The organism is Cellvibrio sp. ARAG 10.3, from assembly GCF_051846955.1.
Classification (GTDB): Bacteria; Pseudomonadota; Gammaproteobacteria; order Pseudomonadales; family Cellvibrionaceae; genus Cellvibrio.
Genome location: NZ_JBPYCU010000005.1, coordinates 183876 through 207321, shown reverse-complemented (window position 1 = coordinate 207321; position 23446 = coordinate 183876). Strand labels below are relative to the sequence as shown.

The 23446-nt window shown below is 50.2% G+C and carries 23 protein-coding genes and 1 other RNA gene; 14 read left to right on the top strand and 10 right to left on the bottom strand.

The genetic code is table 11. From position 1 onward, the window contains the following. Window positions 1-6 precede the first annotated feature (6 nt). A complete protein-coding gene (locus ACSV5M_RS08805; protein WP_439175597.1) occupies window positions 7-1170 on the bottom strand; it encodes a helix-turn-helix domain-containing protein in 1164 nt (387 codons plus the stop codon). Window positions 1171-1259: 89 nt separating this feature from the next. Here ACSV5M_RS08805 and ACSV5M_RS08800 point away from each other — a divergent pair, with 89 nt between their 5' ends. Then, window positions 1260-2156: a fructosamine kinase family protein gene (locus tag ACSV5M_RS08800; RefSeq protein ID WP_439175596.1), complete on the top strand. Its 897-nt coding sequence runs from the start codon at window positions 1260-1262 to the stop codon at window positions 2154-2156. Window positions 2157-2236: 80 nt separating this feature from the next. Then, a complete protein-coding gene (locus ACSV5M_RS08795; protein ID WP_439175595.1) occupies window positions 2237-3097 on the top strand; it encodes an ATP-grasp domain-containing protein in 861 nt (286 codons plus the stop codon). Here ACSV5M_RS08795 and ACSV5M_RS08790 read toward each other — a convergent pair. After that, complete coding sequence (locus tag ACSV5M_RS08790) at window positions 3081-5111, bottom strand: metallophosphoesterase (protein ID WP_439175757.1); 2031 nt, start codon at window positions 5109-5111, stop codon at window positions 3081-3083. The genes ACSV5M_RS08795 and ACSV5M_RS08790 overlap by 17 nt on opposite strands. Before the next feature lie 430 nt (window positions 5112-5541). Between ACSV5M_RS08790 and ACSV5M_RS08785 the strand changes: the two genes are divergently transcribed. From ACSV5M_RS08785 to ACSV5M_RS08745, 9 genes are all read left to right on the top strand, one after another. Then, window positions 5542-6192, top strand: a complete 651-nt coding sequence (locus ACSV5M_RS08785; RefSeq protein ID WP_439175594.1) for a hypothetical protein — start codon at window positions 5542-5544, stop codon at window positions 6190-6192. A 40-nt stretch (window positions 6193-6232) separates the two neighbouring features. Then, window positions 6233-6874: a hypothetical protein gene (locus ACSV5M_RS08780; RefSeq protein WP_439175592.1), complete on the top strand. Its 642-nt coding sequence runs from the start codon at window positions 6233-6235 to the stop codon at window positions 6872-6874. Between the two features lie 30 nt (window positions 6875-6904). After that, window positions 6905-7555 carry a PEP-CTERM sorting domain-containing protein gene (locus ACSV5M_RS08775; protein WP_439175591.1) on the top strand — a complete coding sequence of 217 codons (651 nt, stop codon included), beginning with the start codon at window positions 6905-6907 and terminating at the stop codon, window positions 7553-7555. A 269-nt stretch (window positions 7556-7824) separates the two neighbouring features. Beyond that, window positions 7825-8115: an iron uptake protein gene (locus ACSV5M_RS08770; RefSeq protein ID WP_439175590.1), complete on the top strand. Its 291-nt coding sequence runs from the start codon at window positions 7825-7827 to the stop codon at window positions 8113-8115. Between the two features lie 8 nt (window positions 8116-8123). Beyond that, window positions 8124-9845 (top strand): PepSY-associated TM helix domain-containing protein, encoded by a 1722-nt coding sequence (locus ACSV5M_RS08765; protein WP_439175589.1) that lies wholly within the window; start codon window positions 8124-8126, stop codon window positions 9843-9845. Next, window positions 9838-10143 (top strand): DUF3325 domain-containing protein, encoded by a 306-nt coding sequence (locus tag ACSV5M_RS08760; protein WP_439175587.1) that lies wholly within the window; start codon window positions 9838-9840, stop codon window positions 10141-10143. The genes ACSV5M_RS08765 and ACSV5M_RS08760 overlap by 8 nt, the downstream gene beginning before the upstream one ends. 234 nt (window positions 10144-10377) lie before the next feature. Beyond that, window positions 10378-12588 carry a TonB-dependent siderophore receptor gene (locus ACSV5M_RS08755; protein ID WP_439175586.1) on the top strand — a complete coding sequence of 737 codons (2211 nt, stop codon included), beginning with the start codon at window positions 10378-10380 and terminating at the stop codon, window positions 12586-12588. Window positions 12589-12896: 308 nt separating this feature from the next. Further along, window positions 12897-13583, top strand: a complete 687-nt coding sequence (locus tag ACSV5M_RS08750) for a hypothetical protein (protein ID WP_439175585.1) — start codon at window positions 12897-12899, stop codon at window positions 13581-13583. 168 nt (window positions 13584-13751) lie between these two features. Beyond that, window positions 13752-14069, top strand: coding sequence for a hypothetical protein (locus ACSV5M_RS08745; protein WP_439175583.1), 318 nt, complete (start codon window positions 13752-13754; stop codon window positions 14067-14069). Window positions 14070-14255: 186 nt separating this feature from the next. Here the strand turns inward: ACSV5M_RS08745 and ACSV5M_RS08740 are convergent, their stop codons facing one another. Next, window positions 14256-15128 carry a hypothetical protein gene (locus ACSV5M_RS08740; protein WP_439175582.1) on the bottom strand — a complete coding sequence of 291 codons (873 nt, stop codon included), beginning with the start codon at window positions 15126-15128 and terminating at the stop codon, window positions 14256-14258. Between the two features lie 236 nt (window positions 15129-15364). On the opposite strand from ACSV5M_RS08740, the gene ACSV5M_RS08735 reads away from it, so the two are divergent. Together ACSV5M_RS08735 and ACSV5M_RS08730 are read left to right on the top strand one after the other, a co-directional pair. Beyond that, on the top strand, window positions 15365-15910 hold the full coding sequence (locus ACSV5M_RS08735) for a hypothetical protein (protein WP_439175581.1): 546 nt from the start codon (window positions 15365-15367) through the stop codon (window positions 15908-15910). After that, window positions 15907-16257, top strand: a complete 351-nt coding sequence (locus tag ACSV5M_RS08730; protein WP_439175580.1) for a hypothetical protein — start codon at window positions 15907-15909, stop codon at window positions 16255-16257. Before ACSV5M_RS08735 ends, ACSV5M_RS08730 begins: the two co-directional genes overlap by 4 nt. Before the next feature lie 126 nt (window positions 16258-16383). Here the strand turns inward: ACSV5M_RS08730 and ACSV5M_RS08725 are convergent, their stop codons facing one another. The 7 genes from ACSV5M_RS08725 to ACSV5M_RS08695 all read right to left on the bottom strand — a co-directional run bounded on the left by ACSV5M_RS08725 (window position 16384) and on the right by ACSV5M_RS08695 (window position 22207). Next, complete coding sequence (locus tag ACSV5M_RS08725; RefSeq protein ID WP_439175579.1) at window positions 16384-18120, bottom strand: glycoside hydrolase family 43 protein; 1737 nt, start codon at window positions 18118-18120, stop codon at window positions 16384-16386. A gap of 162 nt (window positions 18121-18282) precedes the next feature. Then, window positions 18283-18507 (bottom strand): hypothetical protein, encoded by a 225-nt coding sequence (locus ACSV5M_RS08720; protein ID WP_439175577.1) that lies wholly within the window; start codon window positions 18505-18507, stop codon window positions 18283-18285. Between the two features lie 10 nt (window positions 18508-18517). Next, complete coding sequence (rhuM, locus tag ACSV5M_RS08715) at window positions 18518-19516, bottom strand: RhuM family protein (RefSeq protein ID WP_439175576.1); 999 nt, start codon at window positions 19514-19516, stop codon at window positions 18518-18520. Beyond that, window positions 19509-19724, bottom strand: coding sequence for a helix-turn-helix domain-containing protein (locus tag ACSV5M_RS08710; RefSeq protein WP_439175575.1), 216 nt, complete (start codon window positions 19722-19724; stop codon window positions 19509-19511). The genes rhuM and ACSV5M_RS08710 overlap by 8 nt, the downstream gene beginning before the upstream one ends. Window positions 19725-19972: 248 nt before the next feature. Then, window positions 19973-20327, bottom strand: a transfer-messenger RNA (tmRNA) gene (gene ssrA, locus ACSV5M_RS08705). Window positions 20328-20455: 128 nt separating this feature from the next. Next, complete coding sequence (locus ACSV5M_RS08700; protein WP_439175573.1) at window positions 20456-21397, bottom strand: homocysteine S-methyltransferase family protein; 942 nt, start codon at window positions 21395-21397, stop codon at window positions 20456-20458. A 27-nt stretch (window positions 21398-21424) separates the two neighbouring features. Next, window positions 21425-22207, bottom strand: coding sequence for a sterol desaturase family protein (locus ACSV5M_RS08695; RefSeq protein WP_439175571.1), 783 nt, complete (start codon window positions 22205-22207; stop codon window positions 21425-21427). Window positions 22208-22373: 166 nt separating this feature from the next. On the opposite strand from ACSV5M_RS08695, the gene ACSV5M_RS08690 reads away from it, so the two are divergent. Continuing rightward, entirely contained in the window at window positions 22374-23417 is a 1044-nt protein-coding gene (locus tag ACSV5M_RS08690) for a GlxA family transcriptional regulator (RefSeq protein ID WP_439175569.1), read from the top strand. The last annotated feature ends 29 nt before the right edge of the window (window positions 23418-23446 follow it).

The window sequence follows — 23446 nt, the reverse complement described above, 5'->3', positions numbered from 1 at the left end:
TTCTGATTACTTAACTGAGTGTTCTTGCCGATATTGCGATGGCGTTTGGCCCAGGTGCTTTTTAAAGATGGAATTAAATGTAGATTTGGAGGTGAAGCCTGCCGCGGCAAGAATATCCAGCATAGAGGTACTCTGCTGATCCGGATCACGCAGCAAGCGCTTGGCTTCTTCGACGCGATAGCCATTGATAAACTCAAAAAAATTCTTGCCAAAATTCTGATTCAGGATGCGCGACAAAGTGCGCTCCGGTAATGAGAGCCGCTTGGCCAGCAACTCGATATTGATGTCCGGCTCCAGAAACGGTTTTTCCTTTGCCATAAAGTTCTGCAAGCGGTCGACTTGCTCCGGCTTAAAATAAGGTGAAGCCGGCTCTGGCGGTATATTGCGCTGATCATCAATACCATCGAAAAGGTGCGTGTAACGAATACTGATAAACACCAGTGAATTGACAAAGAAGAAGGTGAAATAATTGGTGCAGATGCCGAGGATATTAGCCAGGTCTTCACCAATCCGGTGACCGATGGCGTGGATCAACAGTGCCCAGCTTGCAATCAACACAAAACCGCTGACAAACCAGGTTAGCCAGCGCCGCTCGCGTGCTTCCAGATTGGCGTAGTTATCACGCAACAGGCGGCGGTAGCGATGCAGTTCGTATAAACACCACCCACCATAAATGATGATGGACACGTTGCGCAATGTAATGGTATGAGTCATCAACTGGCCCCACATGAAGTCCAGGTCAGTCATCATTGCGACTTGCGTTGCATCGGCTTGCCAATAATATTGCCACAGCAGAATGCCACCTAACACCAGGACGGGCAGCAGATGAATCAGGTGCAGGGGTTTAAAACGAAAATCACGATACAGGACCGCCGAAACATAACAGTAAAGTAAGGGTCCTTCTAACCAGTAAGCAAAGCCGCCCAATAATAAAATATCGGGATCCCAGGCTAATACAATGTTGCGCAGGGAATCGCTCCATATCAGCAGGACATCAATGGCTTTGAAGGTATTCAACACAAGGATCAGCGCCAGTAAGTGGCTGCTGATGTCGTTGCGCCGACGGGTACTTTCCAGGAGGATCGCCAGCAACAAATATTGGCTGGCGGCCATCAGCAGGATAAGGTCGTGCGCGTTAAATAAAAGCGAATCGGGGGACAAGGTATTCAAGGTGCTGGCATCGTTGATTATTTGGCATGAGTATAAACTACAGCGACATCAGCTGCCATTGAACAGGCGGATGCAACAGGTACAGGGTTATGGCATTGAATAAAATGTGGCTGGCGATTGCCGATGCGATAGCGCAACACACGCATCGTCCTGTTAATCCGCAGCGCGTGACGCCTGTCAGCGGTGGTGATATCAACCAAAATTATGTTTTACAGGCAGAGGGGCAGGCCTACTTCGTCAAGATTAATCATCAGCATCATCAATTGTTTGCCGCAGAAGCGCAGGCCCTTGAGCAGATACAGGCAACACAAACGATTCGTGTGCCGGCGGTGATTGCGCAAGGTATAGTGCAGCAGGCTGCTTACCTGGTGTTGGAAGCCTTGCCCCTTTCCGCACAAACCCGGCATTCCTGCTATGCGTTAGGCCAGCAGCTCGCCCAGCTTCACCGGGCACCCGTGCAGCAGCTTCCGGATGGCTTGTATGGATGGCAGCGCGCGAATTTTATCGGCCATTCACTTCAGGATAATCGCCCGCGCTGCGCTTGGGCGGAGTTCTGGCGAGAGAATCGGTTAAAACCCCAATTGGCGATGGCTTACGCGAATGGTTTTGTCGGTGCGTTGCAGCCTTACGAAAAGGATCTGTTGACGCGGTCCGATACCCTGCTGGCTGACCATTGCCCTGCGCCTTCGCTGGTACACGGCGATTTATGGTCGGGTAATGCTGCATGCCTGGCTGACTCCACTCCGGTGATCTTTGATCCCGCCAGCTACTACGGAGATCGTGAAGTGGACCTGGCGATGACGGAGCTTTTTGGTGGCTTTTCGCCAGAATTCTACCGCGGCTATGCCGATAGCTGGCCTTTGCAGGAGGGTTATGAAAAAAGAAAGTCGCTCTATAACCTTTACCACATGCTTAACCATCTGAACCTGTTTGGCGGTGGTTACCGTGCCTCATGTATAACTCTCATTCAGCAGGTATTGGCGTAACCGCTTTATTTTTGTCGCCTACTGGACAGTCCTACGGCCCACTCTATAATAGCGCGACCCCAATCCATCCCTGGTCGTATATGAAGCTGCTCAGTTTCGATGCCCTGCGAACCTTAAAATTTCCGTCGCATACTTACATAAAACCCGAACTTTTTTTTCGCCACAAAGAAGACATTCAAACGGCGGACTGGGTATTGTTTCCGGAATACTGGCAACTCAACCCCTTGGTGTACGGACTGAAGGCGCGTATCTTCCCCAGCCTGCCCAGCTACCTGATCGGACACAATAAAGTAGAGATGACCCGGGTATTTGAAACCCTGGTACCCAACCATGTTCCGTTTACCTTGATTGAAGGAAACACTGCAGACAAAGCCAATGCTATTTGGGACGCGATGCCGCTACCGTTTGTGGCCAAGCTTCCCAAAGCCAGTATGGGCGAGGGCGTTTTTCTGATAGAAAATCGCGCGGATTGGAATGCCTACTGCAAAAAAACCGATGTACTTTATGCACAGGAATACCTGCCGATAGATCGCGACCTGCGACTGGTCGTGATTGGTGAGAAGGTGGTCGGCGGTTATTGGCGCATCCAGTCGGATAATGGTTTCCACAATAATATTGCACGCGGCGGTACCCTCATGCCGGGCTACATCCCGCCGGCAGCCATAGAGCTAGTGGAGTCCATCGCCCGTACATTGGGTGTTGATCACGCCGGTTTCGATGTGGCGATGGTGGGTGAATATCCGTACCTGTTTGAATTCAACCGCATCTTCGGCACGCAAGGCGTTGAACAATTGATTGGTGACTTAGCGCCGATTATTGTCAGCTATCTTGAGCGAAAACTGGATGAGTTTGACCCGACGACGCCGAAGCGGCCGAGAGGTCCGAAGGGACCAAAAGCCAACCTTCGCAGCCGCACGATGCGAATCAGGAAAGCGGCCTGATACTGCCGCGTTTCAGATCCAGCATAAAATGATCGCTGGGAGCATCCCCAGTGAATTGCAATATTATCTGTAGCACTTTCTGTAAGCGATAACGGTACTGCCCGTATTCGTTGGGCTCCTCCCTGGTATCATCAACGGTATTCGCCAGATGTTGTGCGAGCAGCCGGTAATGCTGTAGCCGTGTTGGGCTGATGTCCTTCAATGCCAGTTGATCGGCATTAAACAGTCGATAAAAATCAACACTGATATCCCGTCCGTTCCAGCGTCTGAAATCGTCCAATGAAAACCCTTTTTGTGTAGCCAGTTCAGCCGCCTTAATGCGCGCTTGGTTCCATGAGCCGTTCTTTGGTGATAATTTATTGGGCGAGTTACGCTTTTGGGCAAGCAGCCGTTTTAATTCATCGAGATCCGGCTCTTCAGAAAGTTGAGATAAGACAAGCAAGTCTTCACCACTTAACAAGCCGAGTAGCTCCCGAATATCCTCGGGCCATTCCTGGGGAAGGAATCGTCGGCGGGACAACTCGCGCAAATGCCATTCTGTGAAGGCGTAGTAATTATCAGATTCCAGTATCTCCTTATTCCACAAATGCGGAGATTGCACACTCTCCAGATAATTCCACTCCGCCAGGTAATGCGCGAACAATTCATTGAAGCGCGGGACATCTCTCAATACAGCGGTTTCTACTTCGATATGTTCATCAGTGTGGATAGTTAAAATTTTGTAAGCCGGTACATAAGCGGCCAATGACGGCGCCTGTATGTTAAACAAGGTGTTGCCGCTGTCGCTCTTGATAACGCCGGTATCGTTGATGTGCATATGGCCGGCCACATGAATCTTCAATCCTGTATCGGCCAGCAATGTGCTGGTGGCAGTATTCGGCTTGCGGGCCAGTTGCAATTTATCTTCCCCCAACAGCTGAGCGATATCAGTGGAGGCCCCATCGTAAAATTCCTGCATCGGAAAATGGGAAAACGCTATTAATGTTTTGTGTTGTTGCGCAGCGCGGTGAGTGAGGTCGCTTATCCAGGTCAGCAGATGAGATTTATGCGAGATGACTTTATTGTAGCCCGCGTCCCCTGAACCACTGAAGCTGTCGGCATTGGCTTCGTCAGCGTTACTTTTCTGATGCGGTTGGTATACATTAGCATCAATAGCCAATAACCAGACTCCCGGCACCGGTTCCACCAGGTAACTGCTGTCCGGTATCCAATGGCAGTCACTGTAGTGCGATTGTTTATATTCGCCACCGGTACCCTGATGGCAAATTTCATATTGCCTTACAGAAAACGCAGCTTGGCTACGTGCGGTTGCATAATTGTAGTCCGCATAAGTATATTGACTGTAAGGCGTCTCGAAATAAAGGTAGTTGGGCTTGGGATAAAAGCCATGTGAACCCAAGGCGTTCATGATTGGCTCATAACCCCATTCCATGACTTCATCGGAACAAATAACAGAATGTGCGTCAGGCTTTTTTATTTTTGACACGCAAGCTGGATGTTGATGACTGAAGATAGGCTGTTCTTTACCTTGCTCCCCGAGATAATCCGACTTGCCTGCCGGACGGGTAAAGGGACGGGTAGGGTCATGATTGCCAGGAGCAGCAAAAAATTCCAAGCCATATTGTTGATGATAATGGTCAAGGATTTTTGTTAATCCGCGTATATGTAATGGTTGTCCGTCATCGCTGAAGTCGCCGGGTAGCGCAACATATTTAATGTTTCTTTTAACAGCATCATCCAGCGCAGCCAGCAAGGCAAAATAATTTTCGTTAAACAAACGCGTGGAATGTAGCTGGGCACTCATCGAGCGTATGGTGGCCAGTTGATTCCCGTCAGGCGTCTTCGTGGGAAGACCCTTAAATGCCTGATCAGGAAAATCGCCGTAGACATCATGGAAGTGAATGTCCGGCATAAAAGCAATGGACAGGGTTTCTTTGGGTGTCGATGTGGGGGAGTTTGTACAACCCAGGATAGTCAGGCACAAAATGCCCAGTAAACCAAACGCACACTTCATCACGTGCTTTAACCTTTTACATGAATGCACAGTAATAAAAATGGGTGCCACTAGGGCACCCCAAACTATGCTATCAAAATAACTAAAAAACCCGCGAACCGAGGAAGGCGAGTGAGACACTGCGGAAACGCTGCTCTATCGGTGAAACGCTGAGTTGTAAAACTTGCGCTCGGCGCGTGGATAGCAGGCGGTGGAATAGAGTTTATGGCGCCAAGATTACAGTTTGGTTACGGCATGGGATCGATCTTTTTATTAGGCCTTTAAAAAATAGGTTTTATCTCTCAATTTTTTAATCCCTGAGGCTATGTGAGGCGGCAAACGTAAGCAAAGGACGTTCTTAAAACACGACGTAAATCGCTGGATTTTACCCAATCGCCGTTTTATTGTTTGGGTGTTTTAAATTTAACGGCAACTGCAACAGGAGGTTAATATGTGCGCCATTCACGGAATTTTTCTAACAATTAAAAAATTTTTATTCATTTTGCCGCTTGGCTTGTTATTCGCATTGCCTGCACATGCCGTTCTGATTAACTTTGATGATCTTGAATATATACCGAGCCATCCGGATTTTGATCATTTTAGCGACCATCCGGTAACAGACGAGTATCTGGATCAAGGTTTACGAATTGTCGACAGCTATCTGGCGGAATGGTGGGACGATTCGGAATGGCTTGTTTCTGGCCCCAATTATTTAATGGCTGGCCACTCTCCATCGCTGGTTTTTGTTGGTGATATCTTGCCAGTTTTCGTCAGCATGTATGTTACCGCTCTGGGAGGTGATGCCGGCTACCTGCGCGCCTATGGACCTGATGGCTGGACCGAATTGCAGCAAACCCCAGGCGAAGCGGGCCCGGCGACTCAGCCCTTCAAGGGAAAAAACTTCGTCAGTTTTTATTCTCCCAATGGAATTGAAAGTATAGAGATGTGGAGTTTTTGGGGTAGCCGCGTTTCGCTTGCCATCGATGACTTAACGTATGAATACTCGGTGCCAGCACCCTCGCCACTGCTGTTATTGGTAATGGGATGGCTCGCGCTGATGATGCGTAATCGGTTGCGTTTGGCCGGTGCTCGATACAGATAGCTCGATACAGATAGATAGAAAATAAAACGAGGAGGTTAAGATGCGTTACGCAACGAAGCGAATTTATGCTCTCTTAATGCTTTTTTCTTCACTGGCTTTTTTTTCCGGTGCAGTGCACGCCGTATTGATTAATTTTGATGATCTGACGCGAGTTCCGGATGAAGACCCGATGCAATCCTGTTTTTGTAACCACCCGCTGACCAACGAGTATGAGGCCGAAGGGCTGATCATTGATGGTGGATACTTGATGGAGTATTACGAGGAAGACCCGAACAAAGTCTCGAGCCCCAATTACCTTTTAGGCAGTCATTATCTGACCCTCAGCTTTGTGGGAAAATTACCGACATTTGTCAGTATGATTGTCAGTGCAGCGAATCAGGAAGCAATTTATTTCGATGTATTTGGGACTGGGGGGTTGATCGATGAACAAAAAACTAACGGTTGGGCTGGTCCTTACGACAATACGCCTTATACACCCAACCAGCTGATGACTTTCAACGCCGCGGAAGGCATATCGTCTATCGTTGTGCAGGGTTATTACAATCTGCGTGTGTCTTCCATTGTTGATGACATCACTTATGAGTACGCCAATGTGCCGGCACCTTCCCCTGTCATCTTGTTAAGTTTATGCCTGGTGTTATTGGGATATCGTAAATTGAAAGTTCAACACGAGCACGAATAGGCTAATACCTTATCAACATGGGAGGTTGTAATGCTTACTTATTTAAATTCGAGACGGGGCCATAAACGTAAGAAGTTTTTTTTATCGGTATCAAGCTGCCTGGCACTACTGTGGGCCGCCGAAAGCTTTGCCGTTTTCATCAACTTTGATGATATCCCATTCATTCCAAATGATGATGGCGAAGATTCAACAGTCTTCGATGACATGCCGCTGACGAATCAATATGAATCGCAAGGTCTATTAATTGATGGTGGTTATTTATTGGAAGACCCTGAAGGCGCTGTTTCATCACCCAACGCACTATTGGCAGGCAATTTCCTGACCTTGAGCTTTATCAATAATTTACCGACGTTTGTGAGTATGCGTGTAAATTCCGTTAATCAAGGATCGGTGATTTTGCATGCTTATGGAGCGGCCGGCTTGATTGAACGTCAGCAAACGCCGGGTTATTCGGGGCCTGGTGACGATTATGAGATTATTCCCGATCTGTTGGTGGCGTTTGACGTAGCAGAAGGTATCTCACACATCACGATAGAAGGTTTTTTTAATTCTCGTACAAGTGCATTTATCGACGACTTGATCTATGAATATGCAGTCCCCGCACCGGCTACATTAGGATTAATAACCATTGGATTGCTGGGGCTGGCCCTCCAGCGGCGTCGGTCACGTATGATGCGATAACCCTCTGCCCGGCGAATCCCTGGATATCGATTCGCTGGGCTTGCATCCTCTTTAGTTCAATCCCCTTTGATCAGCCTGAATCCGCTGTAAGCATCCCGGCCTTGGATAAATGAGGCCGTCTCTCATGCGGTATGAGAATCATTTGTTATTGCGAATTTCTATCGTTTGTGGAACCATGCGCATTATTCAGTTGAGGTGCCCGCTCTGCAAGCCGCTTGGGTCAAGAGTAAGGCGCTGCCTTTATGGTGACATCCGTTGTGGAATTCTCTATGACTACTCAATACTTCCCCGTTATCAACCGCGTCGCTGCAGCATTGCTAGGCGGCTATGGCTTCATCTGGGGGTTCTGCGCCTTAGGTATCGCCGCATTCGCCGCTTTGGGCGTGAGCTTCCATGAGGCTGAAACCGGCGTCATGCTGGTTGCCTTCTTATTGTTCCTGGGGCTGTTTCTCTGGACATTTGCCGCCAAAAGTATGGTTAAGGTGTGGGTGGTTTTTGTCGGGGGTGCCGTCGTAATGACCGGTGCGGCCCTTACCATTCAGCATTTTCTGGTGGGGTAGGTAGATTTATGTTTACTAATTTCCGTCTCTCAATGACGTGGGTTCACACCTGGTTCGGTCTGGTGCTGGGCTACATTCTGATGATCTGCTTCTTCTTTGGATCGCTGTCGGTGTTCGACCGGGAGATTGATCGCTGGGCGATTCCCAAGACGCGCTTCGAGCCCCAGCCCATGCCGTCGTTCGATAACCTGCTGAAGCCGGTGTTCGAGAAACTGGAGCCGCACCCGCTGGATATGGCGGCAACGGCCCAGCGGGTGATTGGTGACTTACCCGACCCCAAGACCATGCCCATGGCTTCCCTTTATGCCTATACCACCCACCGCGATCCGGTGTTGGCGATTGGTGCGGAATTCAGTATCCCCAATAAACCCAAAGACCGGTCCGATGATCACCAGCATGTACACGGTTGGGCCACTATCGACCCGCGTACCGGCGAAGTCATCCCCGATGATGCGCTCAAGATCGGCAGCCGCTGGTTTTACCCCATGCACTACAGCCTGAACTGGCACTGGAAAAATCTGGGTTACTGGGTTGTCGGCCTGGCAGCGCTGGTTATGCTCGCGGCCCTGGTGACCGGCATCATCATGCACCGCAAGATATTCAAGGAATTTTTTACCTTCCGCCCCAAAAAACGGGTGCAACGCAGTGCCCTGGATTTGCACAACATGACTGGCGTTGTGGCGCTGCCGTTTCATTTCTTTTTTGCGTTGACGGGCCTGATTATCTTCGCGGGCATTTACCTGCCGGTCGGCCACACCATGCTCAAGCCATTGCATGATCAACACGAAGTGCTGGAATCAGAGCGCACTGGCTTGCCTCACGAACCCGCAGGAATTGCTGCGCCTCTGGCGTCGGTCGATGCCATGGTGGCAGAGGCCAAGCGTCGCTGGGCCGCGCGTGATATGGCGGGCGAGGTGGGTTACCTGTTTATGGACCACTTGGGCGATGAAAATGGTTATGTGAGTATTTACCGTGCCGGGAGTGACCGCGTGGCCTTGGTGGGTGAGGCGATTCACTTTAAAGCGAGCACCGGTGAAGTCCTGCGCGAAGAGCCGCCGCGCACGTTGGTATCAGAAGTCAATGAATTTCTCACTGGCTTGCACTTGCAGCATTTCGAGCACTGGTTTTTGCGTTGGTTATATGTGATCGGCGGCTTGTTGGGCTGCGCCTGCATTGCGACTGGCTTTATCTTCTTTGTTGAGAAACGCAAACAACAGCATGCAAAAACGGACAGCCAGGCTATTCGCATCGTGGACGCACTTGCGGTTACGGCGGTGACGGGCATGGTCATCGCCGCCATCGCGATGCTGGTCGCCAACCGTTTGCTGCCTGCTGATCTGCCCGGCAAAGGTGGCATTGAGCAGAATGTATTTTGGGGAAGTTGGGTATTGTCATTTCTTCACGCGGCCTGGCGTAGCGCGCCTTTGGCCCGTGCCGAGAGTAATCCGGCGTGGCGTGAACAGTGTTGGATTATTGCTACCCTGGCCGTTGCAGCAGTACTGTTGAACTGGTTAAGCACCGGCGACCATTTGATCAAAACCCTGTTTACGGATACCTATCTCGCGGTAGCTGGTGTTGACCTGAGCTTATTGGCGGCAGCCTGTCTGTCGATCATTGCGGTGCGCAAGCTCAACCAGCGCCTGCCGGTAAAACAAAGCGCGCCCAGCCTTACTCCACACAAACCGGCGATTGACATGGCCGCAGAGACGGCGGAGGTGAAAGGTGGCTAACAGTTGGCTATTTCTGTGCTTGGCCGCGATCACCTGCCTCGCGGGATTAACCTGGCTGGCGCTGGCCATGGAGCCGCATTGGAAAAGTGTTCACCAGGACCGCAAGCCCGAACGCCCTGCACAGGTGTTGCGCACGCTGGGATGGGCGGGCTTATCGCTTTCCGCCGTGCTGTGTTTTATGGCAGATCGCCCGTCCATGGCCGTGCTTGTCTGGTTGATGTTGCTGGCCGCGCTGGCGCCGTCTATCGGCATGATCCTGGCCTGGCGCCCTCAGCTATTGCGGGTGTTCTGGCCCTAGGCTGCCGGTGACTGTATCTATCCTTTGAAGCCCTGCATCCAGCGGGGCTTTTCTTTTTGTACCTGCGTAATACTTTCCTCTCGTCTCCTGTGATCAGAGTTTGATTTGTTCACTTCCCTCTGCCCTCTGGCGCTTGTTTCCTTGACGTCCCCTCAACTTGCGGGCAGAATTCGCACCTAAAATATAATAATTATCATTTGTGTTTGAAAATAATTGTTAATAGGAAACTTGCTTATGAACCACACACACCTTATCGGGCAGCCTGCAGCTGCATCCGGATTATCTGTTAAGCGCTACCACCTGGCGCTTGCGATAGCAGCATTGGCGTTTGGGTGGGGCGCGCCCACAATGGCCGCCGAGAACGAAAAAGTATCTACAACCTCACGCGCCACCACCGCGCCAGAACGCATAGAAGAGATGCGCGTTAATGGTGAGGCCACTAAAAATACTGCATCCATGCGCTTGCCGTTTACAGTGCGCGAGTTTCCTCAATCAGTCAGCGAAATCAGCCGGGAGATGATCGAACTAGCCTCCATGACAGACATGGACGATCTGATGATGAATGTCACCGGCGTCAACGTGAGCCTTTACGACACGCAACGCCCGCTCTATTTCTCACGCGGCTTCCAGATCACTGACTTCCAGGTGGATGGCATTCCTACCTACAGCGGTTCCACCAATCAGGAATATGACACTGCACTGTACGAGCGAGTCGAAGTGATTCGGGGCGCTAACGGTTTGCTCTCTGGCGTGGGCACACCGTCGGCCACGGTTAACCTGGTGCGTAAACGGCCCACAAAAGAGTTTGCCGCATCGGTTGCCACCAGCCTGGGCTCATGGGACCGTCAGCGCGGTGTGGTGGATGTGTCCACGCCCTTGACGGAAGGCGGCGTCTTGCGCAGCCGCTTTGTGGTGGCTTACCAGGATTCCGATAGCTTCCGTGATCGCTACCGCGAAGACAAAACCGCCATGCTCGGTGTGATTGAAGGCGACGTTGGCGAAAACACTACCCTGGCCGTTGGCTATCAAAATCAGGACAACAACCCCGAAGGCACTATCTGGGGCACCATCCCCATCTTCGCTGCAGACGGTTCTGTCGCGCAGTTGCCAGTCTCCTCCAGCTTTGCGCCTAAGTGGACCGAATGGCAGCGGGAATCAAGCACGGTATTTGCCGACCTGGAACACCGGTTCAATGAAGAATGGAAACTGCGCGCATCGATAAGCCGCACCGAAGGCGAGGTATTCAGCTTGCGGGTATACGCCACCGGTTTTCCGGATATCGAAACCGGAGAGGGGCTTACGCTGTTGGGTGCGGTCGGCGCCGGCGAAGATACACGGGATAGCATCGACCTGTATTTGACCGGCACCTACGACCTGTTTGGTCGTAATCACACCTTGGTTGTGGGCGCCAATGCCTACGAGATTGAATCCGTCACACCCGGTTTTACTTCGCTGGCCTCCTGGAGCTACCCGGTACCGGATGCATGGAATTATGACGGCCAGGCGCCTTTGCCGACCTATTCGCGCACCGGCTCTTTCCGCACTGCGACCACAGAACAGTTCGGCGTTTACGTGGCCAACCGTTTCAGCCTGACCGACGCCCTATCCGCCGTTGTCGGCGCCCGCGTGACCTCCTGGGAAACCGGCACGGATAATTTCGATACCACCGGTACATTTGTTAACACAACCGGTTCCTTCGAGGTCAACGACGAGCTGACGCCTTACGTCGGGTTGGTTTACGACATCAACCAAACCTATTCGCTCTACGCGAGTTACACCGACATCTTCAATCCGCAAAACTACAAGGACAAAGACAACAATTTGCTTGAACCGGTTTTGGGCAGCAACGTGGAAGTGGGATTGAAAGCGGAGTACCTCGGCGGCAAGTTAATCCTGTCGACCGCATTGTTTACTACCAAGCAGGACAACTACGCCGTGCGTGATATGACCCAGCCGGAAAATTCCCTGCCCGACGGCAGCTCGGCCTACATCGGCGTGGATGGCACCGAAAGCGAAGGTGTCGAATTCAGCGTGAGCGGACTCATCACCGACCAGTGGACCATCAATGCCGGTTACACCTATGTGGACACCAAACGCCATGGCAACGACCGCATCTGGACCAACTTACCTGAACACAGCGTGCAGCTGTCCACCCACTATGATTTTGCCGGCACCCTCGATCCGTTGATATTGGGCGGCGGTTTCAATTGGTCCGGTGAGATTGTCGGCTATGGCGTAACCCATCCGATAGAAGAGGATGGCGTAACCTTCAAACAAGGCTCCTACCTGCTCGCCAATCTCTATGCTACCTGGCGCTTCGATGACGCCTGGTCAGCATCCCTGAGCGCAACCAATTTGTTTGATAAAACCTATTGGGCGAATATCGACTACGCCAATTATGGTGAGCCGAGGAATGTATCGTTTACGGTGAAGTGGAAATATTAGCGATACGCATACTTTTTTAACGTGCTGACTTAAGAATCACATTGTTTTAAAAAAACGCGGTCGTATTTTGAGGCGCCAGGGATGGTTCTATTCATTTTTTATTTGGAATATTAAAATGAAATTCGTTGAATTTATGTTATGAAAGTTATCCAAACATAAAAAATATTCAAAAGGCGTTTAATAGATAAAAATTTCTGTCTTTCTTTTCATAAAATTCTCAAAGAGATTTAAATTGGCGGAAGATTCCCTTCATTTACTTTGAGAAAGCTTCTACTATGCGGCGCAGTAGCCCATAGGAATTGAGCGAAATGAAAAGTATTTCAATCATAGTTACCACGGCGTTAATAAGTTCTTTTGGAACTTATTGTATCGTTCAGCAAATGGCTGATGACTCAGCGCTCGCAGCAATCTGTGAAATGTCCGGTGTTGACCTGGCTGATAAGAAAAATACAGATGTCGTTGCCGAAAATATTGAAATAGTTGAAACATACACACCGCAACAACATCAGCCCCCATCATTAGAAAACAGAATTTTAGCCATCCCATCAGAATTCGCCGAACCTGAGGAGAAAAAACAATCACCCAGTATTCGAAGCGATAAAGATATCCAGGATCAAATTAACGCATTTAGAAATCAACTCGATAAGCTCAAAGACGCCAGCCCGCTCCAACATATCCAACAGCGATACACCGCCGAGCCCGTGGATTACGAATGGGCCATCGATAAAGAAAACGCAATCCTAACCTTATTTGATACCAGCGAAAATTTGCACAGTTTCATGCCGCTGGATGTCAGTTGCAAATCCAAAAACTGCGAGATTGTCCTGGCTGCCGGTGATGAGCAGCAAACTGACTTTATGTACGACGCTTTATTAAAGGCTGTAACCAGTAACCGGAATTTTCCTGATCAAACGGTTTCCTATTTTGCCGATCCGGCTACGGGCCAGATGATTGTGTATGTATCCCGGAATGGCGTTCTGGATTTGTTGCAATAGAAAAATAGTTGATTATTAAAAAACTTATTACAAGAAAAATCATGTGAGCATTGACGCGATTAACTTTAAAAAGGAGTAGTACCGTGATAGATGAGGGCCGAATCTATCGCCTCATGGTTGGGGCAAGGTTGCATGATGCAAGGTCATTTTATAAGCAAAGGAGCTAACATGAAATTCAAACTGTTTATTGCAATATCGCTTTTCTTTGGTTTTATTTCCTCCGCACACGCGACCAAAGTTGCTGAGTTTGGTGATCCGATTATAGGCAATTCGTATGCGGGTTGTAGTTTCACAAAAACCTATGGGACAGGTGGAAGTGGCTTCCTGTACGATGAGTACACGATAACCTGTCCAACTGGCGGTCCTTATAGAGTTGGGGTGTACTTTAATACATTACAGTACCCGTATCAGTGCACTTTCTATCCAGGCAGCAGCAGTTACTATGTTCAGGGTGATTGCACTAACTGGCGGGTTTATTTGTATTGATTTTTAACAATCCCCCAGCTGGGAAAGCTGGGGGATCTAATTCAAAGTTAAATGAATTCTTAATGAGATTCACTTTTATAGCCGAAACGTAATTCTACATGCATAACCCCGGCGAACGAGGGGTGTCAATTGAAGTAAGAAAATAATTCTTGGTTCCCGGTTCGTTCGGTTCATTGCCTGATACTTCTAGAACCAATCCATAGTGCTCAGGCAGATCGGGGCGGGTGTCGGTAGCGATTCGATTTTTAACGAAGAAAATACAAAATTTACTTCGTCCTTTATTGCGGCGTTATCGATATAAATTAATACGTCGATATCAATATTCTGTTGAGTTGCAGGATTCATAACTAACCAGCGCCAACGCTCTAGCGGACTGATTTGTGCGGAGGCAATGCTTTTTACCAAACATACATGGGCATCTTTTTGCTTAAAGCAGTGTGATTCGGTTAGCCTGTTTTCAATTAACGCGTCCGCTTCCAGATTCTTAATAACTTCCGCTATCACCACCCCGGTTTTATGAAAACACCTTGGGCGCAGCTCCGCCAAAGTGGCCTCTTCGTTCTGGACTACAAAGTAATCAGCTTGGGATTCATGGCGTCTTCTTTCCCAGCGGCTCGGAATACTTAGGGAATAGCCACCGGCTTTGCTGGTATACCTAACCGCTTCGCCGACATATCTCTGTGTGCCTACCTTCGGTGGTCCGTCGAAATACCCCCCTAAATCAGTGATGGCTACCTTGATAAGTCGATCAAAACCAAAAGCAGCCAGAATGCTTACGGCAAAAAGAAATACACAAACACCAGTTTTAACCGCTGTTGATTTAGTCATCCCTGGGCTCAGGCACATCCCGACAGCTATCAATACGGCTACTACTTTGGTAATCGAATGCCATATGTCTCCAGGCGAAAATATTGAAAAATAGTAATCAATGTACCTAAAAATAAAAAAATAGGTTATGCCAACAATCGATAGCATAGAAAACCGGTAGTACGGATCATCTCTGATTTTCTGGTGATTAATGAGAATCAAAGCTAAAGCGAGAGGAATAAGCACGTTCATATAAAATAAATGCCTTTACCGGAAGCCATTTGGTTGATAATAGAACCTTTCAGGGAGAGTTAGAGTTAAATATGTGATATAGATCATGCGCAAATGGCTTTTATTGCCACAAACTACCACACTGAGTAAGATCTCCGCACCTCCCGATGCGTTCAGCAGTTGAGTCAATTGCTCATGCAGTCACTCTGGCTATTAACGGAATTTAATTAACGACAATACTATCATGGAGCAACTTTATGGAAAAAACAGTTAAAGTTTTAGAGGATCATAAAAATCTCATTCAATCAGCGGCGGGCTCTATTGCATCAATGGGGTTAGATCATGTTGGTAAAAAAGTCGGTGGGGTATTGGTCACGCCCGCCGTATGGGCACTCAATCACAGCACAACAGGGGCGGAGCCAGATAAAACAGATGTTGGAATATATGCCACCGGCTTTCTGTCGGCTGGAGCGTCTGTCGCTGTGGGCTTACTTAAAGCTCATGTAGATGATGATATGAATAAGAAGCTGACAGAAATTCAAAAAAAAGAGAATGCAAAATGGTCTCCCTACATTAAAAATTGTTATCACTTTAGCTCATCAGCCCCCGCTATCAGTGCCCAAATTATCGCGAGCAATGGCGGAACTGCGTGGAAGCATCCTAATGGGTTATGGGTGTATATCACTGACGCTCGTGGTCGTATGGTCAAAGACTTCAAGCCGAATGTCTACGTCGTAATTTATCAACCCAAGGAGCCTCTTGTAAGGAAAAATGGAAAATTTGTATGGGGAATCACCAAATGAATTATCTTCGTAATAATATCCTGCTCTTGGCTATTGCCTCATCGCTATATGGCTGCGTTGACAATGAAAAACCAAATGACTTTGACATGGTGTGTCAATATTTTCAGGAGCTGGATAAAGCCGATAGCGAGTCGGCAATGTCGCTGGAGCAGCGCAATAAATTTATCACCGAAAGGCTAAACAAAAATTTACCTTCCAGTTCTGCGACAGTGTCCTGGGAAGCCGTCAGCTATGCCGTACCCGAAGATCGTTACGAGATCTTTAAAACCGGTGCCGAAGCTGAATTGGGAAAAGAATGGTATTGCCCTGCTATGGAAAAGCTTGCGCCTCTCACGGGGATAGAATGATAAGAATTATTTATGCTTTTAATTAGCTGTACTGGTCGCGTTCTTATTTGATGCTTGGGCTAGCTTGCGCCCTGCAACTACCGAGTAACCCACGGTAGTTGCAGGAAAGCCTAAACAAACAAGCAATTATTTACTCGTACAATAAGGCCCAACAATCGTGCCCACAAATCCACCTGCCACGTTGGTGCTCAGGTTGGTTGCATCGACGCCTTCGGCCAGCAGTTGACGCTGCCCGTCTACTTCATAAAACGCCTGCATTTTTCCACCATTAAACGCCAGCGACAGGGTGACATCCTGCGTGTTGGAAATCGGTGCGGCATTAATTAATGTGTCGTCGTTGGAACCCTGCCGACGATAAAGCGCGACCTGATTCTTGCCTTCGTGTTGGGTAATGCCGATAAACATCAGGTGTTGGTCGTCTTGTACGGCAGCCAAGCCGGCGGCGTCGCCTTCTGCTGCGGGAGTGAAAGACACCGTGGTGGAGATTTCCGCGATGTGGTGCTGCTGGCGTCGGCCGATAAACGACGGCACTTGGTTCACGTCGCCAAGGCCACCGTGGCAAGCCAGATTCAGCGCGCCGCCTTCCACTTGATAAAACGACGCCTGCGGATCGCGAATACCCATCCAGCTCAGGCCAAGTGAATCGCCATCGAATGAATCGGTGTAGCCGAAGTCGCCCGAGGTAGGTGGCGTAGCTTGTGGTTGCGCGGGCAGCGCGGGCTTTTTCAGCGCAAAAGGAATGCGCTCACCCTGCGGCAAAATATAGGGCCAATCGTTTTCCCAGCGAACGGGCAGCAGGAAAGTCTCACGGCCGATATTGAACATCTCGCGATCATAGGGACGAATCGCCAGGAAAGTCGCCCACCAATCGCCATTGGGAAGCTGCACAAACTTGGCGTGGCCCGCAGCGATAATTGGATCATCCCGATCAGCATCCAGGTCGCGCTGGGTCAGGATCGGATTATGGTCGGCGGGCTTGTAAGGGCCCCACACATTGTCCGAACGGAAGATGGTTTGCGAGTGATGCACGCTGGTGCCGCCTTCGGCTGCAGTGATGTAGTAGAAGCCGTTGCGCTGGATGATGTGCGGCCCTTCGATCCACACCGGCTTGGTAGAAATATCCACGCCGCCGTTAATCAGCTGTTTACGCTCGCCGGTCATGGTCAGGTTTTTGTAGTCAAACTCCTGAATCCAGATCGCACGGTGTCCATCGTAACGGGGCTCTTCATTGGGCGCGCCGTTATTCAGGATGTAGGCCTTGCCACTGTCATCCCAGTGGATCGAGGGGTCGATACCTTCAAAACCCAGCCAATGAGGATCAGACCAGGGGCCGGTGATGTCCTTGGCGGTCATCACGAAATTGCCCTTGCAGTCCACACAGGTGGAGGTGAGGTAGTAGGTGCCGTCGTGATAGGACAGATCCGGCGCAAAAATACCGCGCGACACATTAAGCCCGGAAAAATTGAACTGGTCCGGCCGGTCGATCGCGTTGGCGATGTGGGTCCAGTTAACCAAGTCTTTCGAGTGGTAAATGGGCAGGCCAGGGAAGTGGGTAAAGGTGGAGGGCACCAGATAGTAATCGTCGCCCACCCGCGCCACCGTAGGGTCCGGGGCGTAGCCGGAGAGAATAGGATTGCGGAATTCGCCTTCGCCCACAGTGACTTTTTCCTGGGATTCGCCTTCATAACGAAAGCTGGTGAAGCGCGCCGTCTTATCCGAAAGGGCGCCATTTGCGGCTTCAGGGGCCGCGCTGCTCGCGGTGGCTTGTGTTACTTGAGCGTCAGATTCGGTATTGTTGGCGGAGTCGCAGCCGATCAGTACAGCCGCGAGCCCCAATAGTGAAACGCCGATGAGTTTATTCATGTTTTATCCTCGTAATCGCCAAAAAGTCTGGATGACTACAACCTATCATAATACAAATAGGCTCCAGATGGGGAGGGAGGGGCTAAACCTCTTCACAGTGCATTGGGTTTGTTATTGGCGTCTAACCTGACTCACCGATTAGCGCTGGTGTTACGGCTGTAATTATCGAGCAATTGGTTGGTTAGCTTGATGAAAAAGTACGTAGTCAGCCCGGCGCTTTTCTCCGCGCGTATGCAACCTGCCTCGCACAATCACAAGGCCAGCAGTAAAGGAAAGCTCTTCCCGTATCTGTGTTTGCAGATCCCACCCGGCACGAATAAGTGCGGGAGTAATGTATTTACTGCAAATATCGCGCTCTGACAGCTTTCTTTTGTCTTTGCTATCCATGGTGCGTGCCTTAATTAACTAACATCACAAAGTGCTCTACCAATCTAATCATTAATTCTTTCTGCTCGGGTTTGCTCTCCGCTACCAATAAAGCCAACGCAACTAACGTATTGTCATTAATGAGTTGCTCTACAGACTTTGCTAATAGGTGTTGATTGATTCGTAGGTACCACAGAAACAAAAACGACCCTGTGCGTTTGTTACCGTCTGCAAGTGGGTGGTTCTTTATAACGAAGTAAAGCAGGTGTGCCGCGCGGCTTGCGATATTGGGATAAAACAATTCATCACCGAAACCTTGTTCTATCGTCGCAATGGCGGATGCCAAGCCCTCGCCACGCAATTGTCCAAATAGCTCAGTAGCTTCGCCCTTGTTCATTAATTCGCGTTTTAGTTGTCCGATGGCTTCAAGTGCATCATTTAAGCTTAGTGCACGCATGGCATCTTGCTTATTGGTGGCGTCTTTCAGGCTTTGCTCGTCGTAGCCTTGCAGTAAGCTCCAGCTGCGGGCGTAGTCGTGGATTACATTAATAACAGCTTGCCCTTGTTCATTGATTAGCGCTTGGTTCGTAAGAGTTTGCGAGAGCAGAGTGAGTGCTTGCTCAAACTCTATGCCGCGTTCTTTAAGCCGGCGTTGGTTTAGCGTGTAGCCTTCTACCAAATGTTGTTTGAGGGTGTTGGTAGCCCAGATACGAAATTGGGTGGCGCGATTGGAGTTGACCCGGTAGCCGACGGAGATGATGGCATCGAGGTTGTAATGCTTTCTTGTTCTTTTAACCTCTCGTCCACCCTCAGATTGAACTTGTAAGTAATCCTTACAAGTCGATTCTTCCTTAAGTTCCTGCTCTGCATAGATTTTCTTCAAATGCATGGTGATATTTTGCGGAGAAACCACAAACAGCTCCGCAATCTGAGCCTGTGTTAGCCAGAGGGTGTCGGCATCTTGTGTGACTTCCAGTTTCACTTGGCCATCCTCAGATGTGTATAGCTGAATTTGTTGCTGATTATTCATGCTTTAGCGCTCCTTGCTGTTTTTGTGATGTGATGAATTGCTCCAACTGCTTCCTGGCCAGTTTTGACGGTTGGGTTTTACGATTTTCCCAGCGGTTTACTGTGGCGAAGCTTACGCCTAGCTCCTTTGCCAGGTCTTCCTGTGACATTTGCAATTGCACTCGCAGGGCTTTGACGGTGGAGGCGAAGTCGCTGGAAGTGGGTGACATTTCCGTGCCTTGGGTATGAGTTATTAGCTGGGGAAGTTGGTGGTGCAATATAACATCTGTTATGGAAATGGGGGAGTGCGGAGGTTGGGGGGGGGGATTGTACCCAGCGCCATCCATGGCGCTGCCCCTGCGGGCGCTACGCGGTACAAAATGCTCCTGGCATTTTGTGAACCCCGACTTTGCAAGTCCAAACCGCCGCTTTGCGGCCAATAAAAAACCCGGTGCCTTTTGGGCACCGGGTTTGTTATTGGTGGAGCCGGGGGGATTTGAACCCCCGTCCGCCAGCACTCCATCCTCGGCTCTACATGTTTAGGTCCGTTTATTGATTTAACGCTTATCAGCCCAACAGGCAGGACGAAAAGCGCGATCCTGTAGAGTTTTAGCAGCGCGGCCCCAGGCAAGCTTTGCTGCGATCCAGTTCTGTATGACGGGCTTTAACGCGGTACTGGCACCTTGTTATAGACCGTTAGCAGCAATTAAGCTGCTAAAGCGTAAGAATCGTCGTTTGCGACTATTCAGTTACAGCTTTGGATTAACGTGATTGGCTGTCATCACGACATGCACCTCGGGCTTTGTTACCAGCGTCGAATCCTAATCGGCCCCGTTCGTTGTGTTCATGCATATGACCTTTGCGGTCATATTTTGTTCACAACGAAGTGGCGGGCATTTTAGGGGGTTGAGGGAGAGATTGCCAGTGGAATTTGCGATGAATGGCGCGCCATTACCCACTATCACCCCACCACCGCCTCACACATCGCCTTCACATGCCGATGATCTGTCCCGCAACAGCCACCGACAATGGATAGCTGGCGCAGCTGTCTGGTCATTGCCTTATAACTCTGTCCCAACTCCTGCGGGTTGCCATCATCCAGTTCTGTACACTCATCGAGCTCTGCGTGACTTTTGCGCGAGGCATTGGCACGCAGGCCGCGGATGCGGTCAAGCCAGGGGCCTTCGTCGTTGAGAATATTTTCGAAGTGCGTGGGGTGCGCGCAATTGATTTGATAATAAACCGGATAGCCCCCCGTCTCCCTGTCTACGGTTTCGATGGCCTCGCGTAACGGCTGCCCAGATGGCAATGCACCGTCGGTTTCAACCGTAAACGAAATCGCAACAGGCATACCGTGGATCTTGGCGGCCAGTGTAATGCCGATGGCTTCTTCAGCGTAGTTTAAGGTATAGGCCGTAACGATGTCCGCTTCGCTATTGGCGAAGGTACGCATTTGCGCACTGTGATAATTGGCTGCTTCGTTGATTGTCATGCGCTTGTCCGCCATATAGCCGTCGCCGCGCGGGCCGATCACACCACCGATGACAATCGGTTGAATCTCGCTTTGCCATTCATCGCGCAATGTTTTCAGCAGGTGAATTGCCCGATGGTTAATCTCCTCAAGTTCATGATTGTTATAACCCAGGTGCGCGCCCCAATCCGCATTAGCTCGCCAGGTAGCGATCTCAAGAATCAAGCCGGTACCGTGTTGACGCGCGATATCTGCATAGCGCGCGTAGTAATTTTTCAGCGAGGTTATTCCGCTCTCGTTGTTCAATAACGTGAACGAGGCAAAGGCGGGCAGTTCGATGCCTTCGTGAAAAATAAATGTGGTTTCCATTCCACCGTCGCATACCAGTAATGTGTTGTTTAGCTGTGGTAAGTTGTGTCGGTAACGTGCCATGATTTTCTCCTTAACGGGCTGCAAAAATTATTCAGTGATTAAATGACTGGCCGTCGGCTCTTTGGGCTTGGTGACATCGCGCCCGAGTAGCAGGTCGCCGAGCCTCAGTGATGCGCCATCATAAAAGCCATTCTCGGTAACAAATTCTTTTGGGTTCACAAAGGTGTCAAACAGCAAATCAAACATCGGCAGGTCGGAATAATTGTGCGAGTGAATGCCGCGTCCGTGGTGATACGAATGGCTTTCCGGGCGTTGCACAATGTAGCCAAGCCAGCGCGGCGTGCGCAGGTTGCTGTGCTGGAAGACCGAGAGAAACATCGTGATATAAAGCACCATCACGGTTGCTTCGGGGGTGATGCCGACAATCACGGTCAGGCACAAACTGTTCAGGACGGTCCAGCCCAACATATCCAGTGGGCTAAACCAGAGTGCGCCGTAGGTATCGAGTCGCTCGGCGCTGTGGTGCATCTGATGAAAATATTTCCATAAAAAATCATGGCGATGCATCGCCCGGTGCCACACGTAAACGCCTGCTTCATAAACCAGCAGCCCCACCAGTGCGCCGGCCCATGTGCCCAGCCAGGTCAAGTCGAACACTTGCCATTGGACAATGGTTTCGCCCCATACCAAGGGCAAATAAGATGAGATAAAAAAGAACACCAGGAATGCGCTTAAGCCGCGCACACGCCACCAGGGGCTGTGGGGTAATCGCCGCGCCGGAAAAAGCGCTTCCACCACGATTAAAAGGGCGTAAAGTATGAACACCGTGATCGATATCGGATCACGTAAAAGGTCGAGGGGCGTAGGCATGTTTATGCTCCATCTTGGTCAGATTATCCCTGGCTCCGAAGAGCCAAAGCCGACAATAACGCTACCGCCTACATATCAGTGGGGCGGCGCTATTGATGTTCATAATCTACTGCCAAACCCGTAACGACAATAAAGCCGTTTACGCAACAAACCGGACATTTCTGCCATGAACGAGCCCGCCAGACAGATTCGTATTGCTATCCTCGCCTTTCCCGATGCGACCGTCTCAACCATTTACGGCATGTATGATTTGTTTATGAGCGTGGGCCGCGATTGGGGTTTTCTGACGTCGGGAGCGCCGGGGCAATCGCTGATTCAACCGGTCATTGTCGGCGCGCGCGACGGGAGTTTTTTTACCGCTAACGGGATTGCTCTCGATCCGCAATGCCATGCCGACGATTTCCTTCGGCCGGATGTCGTGTGCGTACCCGATGCCTTTGTGCCGCCCGGTGCTGAATTGGCCGGCCGGTTTGAGCCGGAGCTGCATTATCTGCGCACTCTCTATAATCAGGGCAGCATTATCGCGACGGCCTGTTCAGGCGCTTTATTGTTGGCAGAAGCGGGGCTGCTGGATGGATACGAAGCCACAACGCACTGGGGCTATTGCGATTACATGCGTGAACGTTATCCCGCCATTCATTTATACCCGGAGCGAGCGCTGGTGGCGTCTGGCCAGGAGCAGCGTTTGATCATGGCGGGCGGTGGTACCAGTTGGCTCGACCTTGCGTTATTGCTGACGGCGCGATTATGTGGGGTTGAAGAAGCCATGCGGGTCGCGCGGATTCATTTGATCGATTGGCACAGCGTGGGGCAGCAACCCTTCGCCCATCTTGCGCGTTCGCGGCAAGCGGGCGATGCCGTCATTGCCGATTGTCAGGTGTGGATCGCGCAGAATTATCAACAGCCAGGGCCGGTTGCGCGAATGGCACAACGCAGCGGTTTAGCGGAGCGCTCTTTTAAACGACGTTTCCAACAGGCTACTGGCATGTCGCCTTTGGAATATGTTCACACCTTGCGTCTGGAAGAAGCAAAACAAATGTTGGAAACCAGTGATTTACCTGTTGAAGCGGTGGCCAACGAAGTGGGGTATGAAGATGCGGGTTTTTTCAGCCGCTTGTTTCGTCGGCAAGTCGGCATCACACCCTCGGCCTACCGTAAACGTTTTGGGGGTATGCGGCAGGCGTTGGCAGAAGGTCGGGGTGTGAGATAAGTCGCTGGCTAAAGCAGAAAACTGACGCA

Coding starts and splice junctions, on each gene's coding strand:
- ACSV5M_RS08750 (WP_439175585.1), top strand. CDS start 12,897: ATGAAAAGTATTTCAATCATAGTTACCACGGCGTTAATAAGTTCTTTT.
- ACSV5M_RS08735 (WP_439175581.1), top strand. CDS start 15,365: ATGGAAAAAACAGTTAAAGTTTTAGAGGATCATAAAAATCTCATTCAA.
- ACSV5M_RS08755 (WP_439175586.1), top strand. CDS start 10,378: ATGAACCACACACACCTTATCGGGCAGCCTGCAGCTGCATCCGGATTA.
- ACSV5M_RS08695 (WP_439175571.1), bottom strand. CDS start 22,207: ATGCCTACGCCCCTCGACCTTTTACGTGATCCGATATCGATCACGGTG.
- ACSV5M_RS08800 (WP_439175596.1), top strand. CDS start 1,260: ATGGCATTGAATAAAATGTGGCTGGCGATTGCCGATGCGATAGCGCAA.
- ACSV5M_RS08795 (WP_439175595.1), top strand. CDS start 2,237: ATGAAGCTGCTCAGTTTCGATGCCCTGCGAACCTTAAAATTTCCGTCG.
- ACSV5M_RS08690 (WP_439175569.1), top strand. CDS start 22,374: ATGAACGAGCCCGCCAGACAGATTCGTATTGCTATCCTCGCCTTTCCC.
- ACSV5M_RS08745 (WP_439175583.1), top strand. CDS start 13,752: ATGAAATTCAAACTGTTTATTGCAATATCGCTTTTCTTTGGTTTTATT.
- ACSV5M_RS08740 (WP_439175582.1), bottom strand. CDS start 15,128: ATGAACGTGCTTATTCCTCTCGCTTTAGCTTTGATTCTCATTAATCAC.
- ACSV5M_RS08725 (WP_439175579.1), bottom strand. CDS start 18,120: ATGAATAAACTCATCGGCGTTTCACTATTGGGGCTCGCGGCTGTACTG.
- ACSV5M_RS08710 (WP_439175575.1), bottom strand. CDS start 19,724: ATGTCACCCACTTCCAGCGACTTCGCCTCCACCGTCAAAGCCCTGCGA.
- ACSV5M_RS08775 (WP_439175591.1), top strand. CDS start 6,905: ATGCTTACTTATTTAAATTCGAGACGGGGCCATAAACGTAAGAAGTTT.
- ACSV5M_RS08730 (WP_439175580.1), top strand. CDS start 15,907: ATGAATTATCTTCGTAATAATATCCTGCTCTTGGCTATTGCCTCATCG.
- ACSV5M_RS08790 (WP_439175757.1), bottom strand. CDS start 5,111: ATGAAGTGTGCGTTTGGTTTACTGGGCATTTTGTGCCTGACTATCCTG.
- rhuM (WP_439175576.1), bottom strand. CDS start 19,516: ATGAATAATCAGCAACAAATTCAGCTATACACATCTGAGGATGGCCAA.
- ACSV5M_RS08770 (WP_439175590.1), top strand. CDS start 7,825: ATGACTACTCAATACTTCCCCGTTATCAACCGCGTCGCTGCAGCATTG.
- ACSV5M_RS08780 (WP_439175592.1), top strand. CDS start 6,233: ATGCGTTACGCAACGAAGCGAATTTATGCTCTCTTAATGCTTTTTTCT.
- ACSV5M_RS08700 (WP_439175573.1), bottom strand. CDS start 21,397: ATGGCACGTTACCGACACAACTTACCACAGCTAAACAACACATTACTG.
- ACSV5M_RS08765 (WP_439175589.1), top strand. CDS start 8,124: ATGTTTACTAATTTCCGTCTCTCAATGACGTGGGTTCACACCTGGTTC.
- ACSV5M_RS08785 (WP_439175594.1), top strand. CDS start 5,542: ATGTGCGCCATTCACGGAATTTTTCTAACAATTAAAAAATTTTTATTC.
- ACSV5M_RS08720 (WP_439175577.1), bottom strand. CDS start 18,507: ATGGATAGCAAAGACAAAAGAAAGCTGTCAGAGCGCGATATTTGCAGT.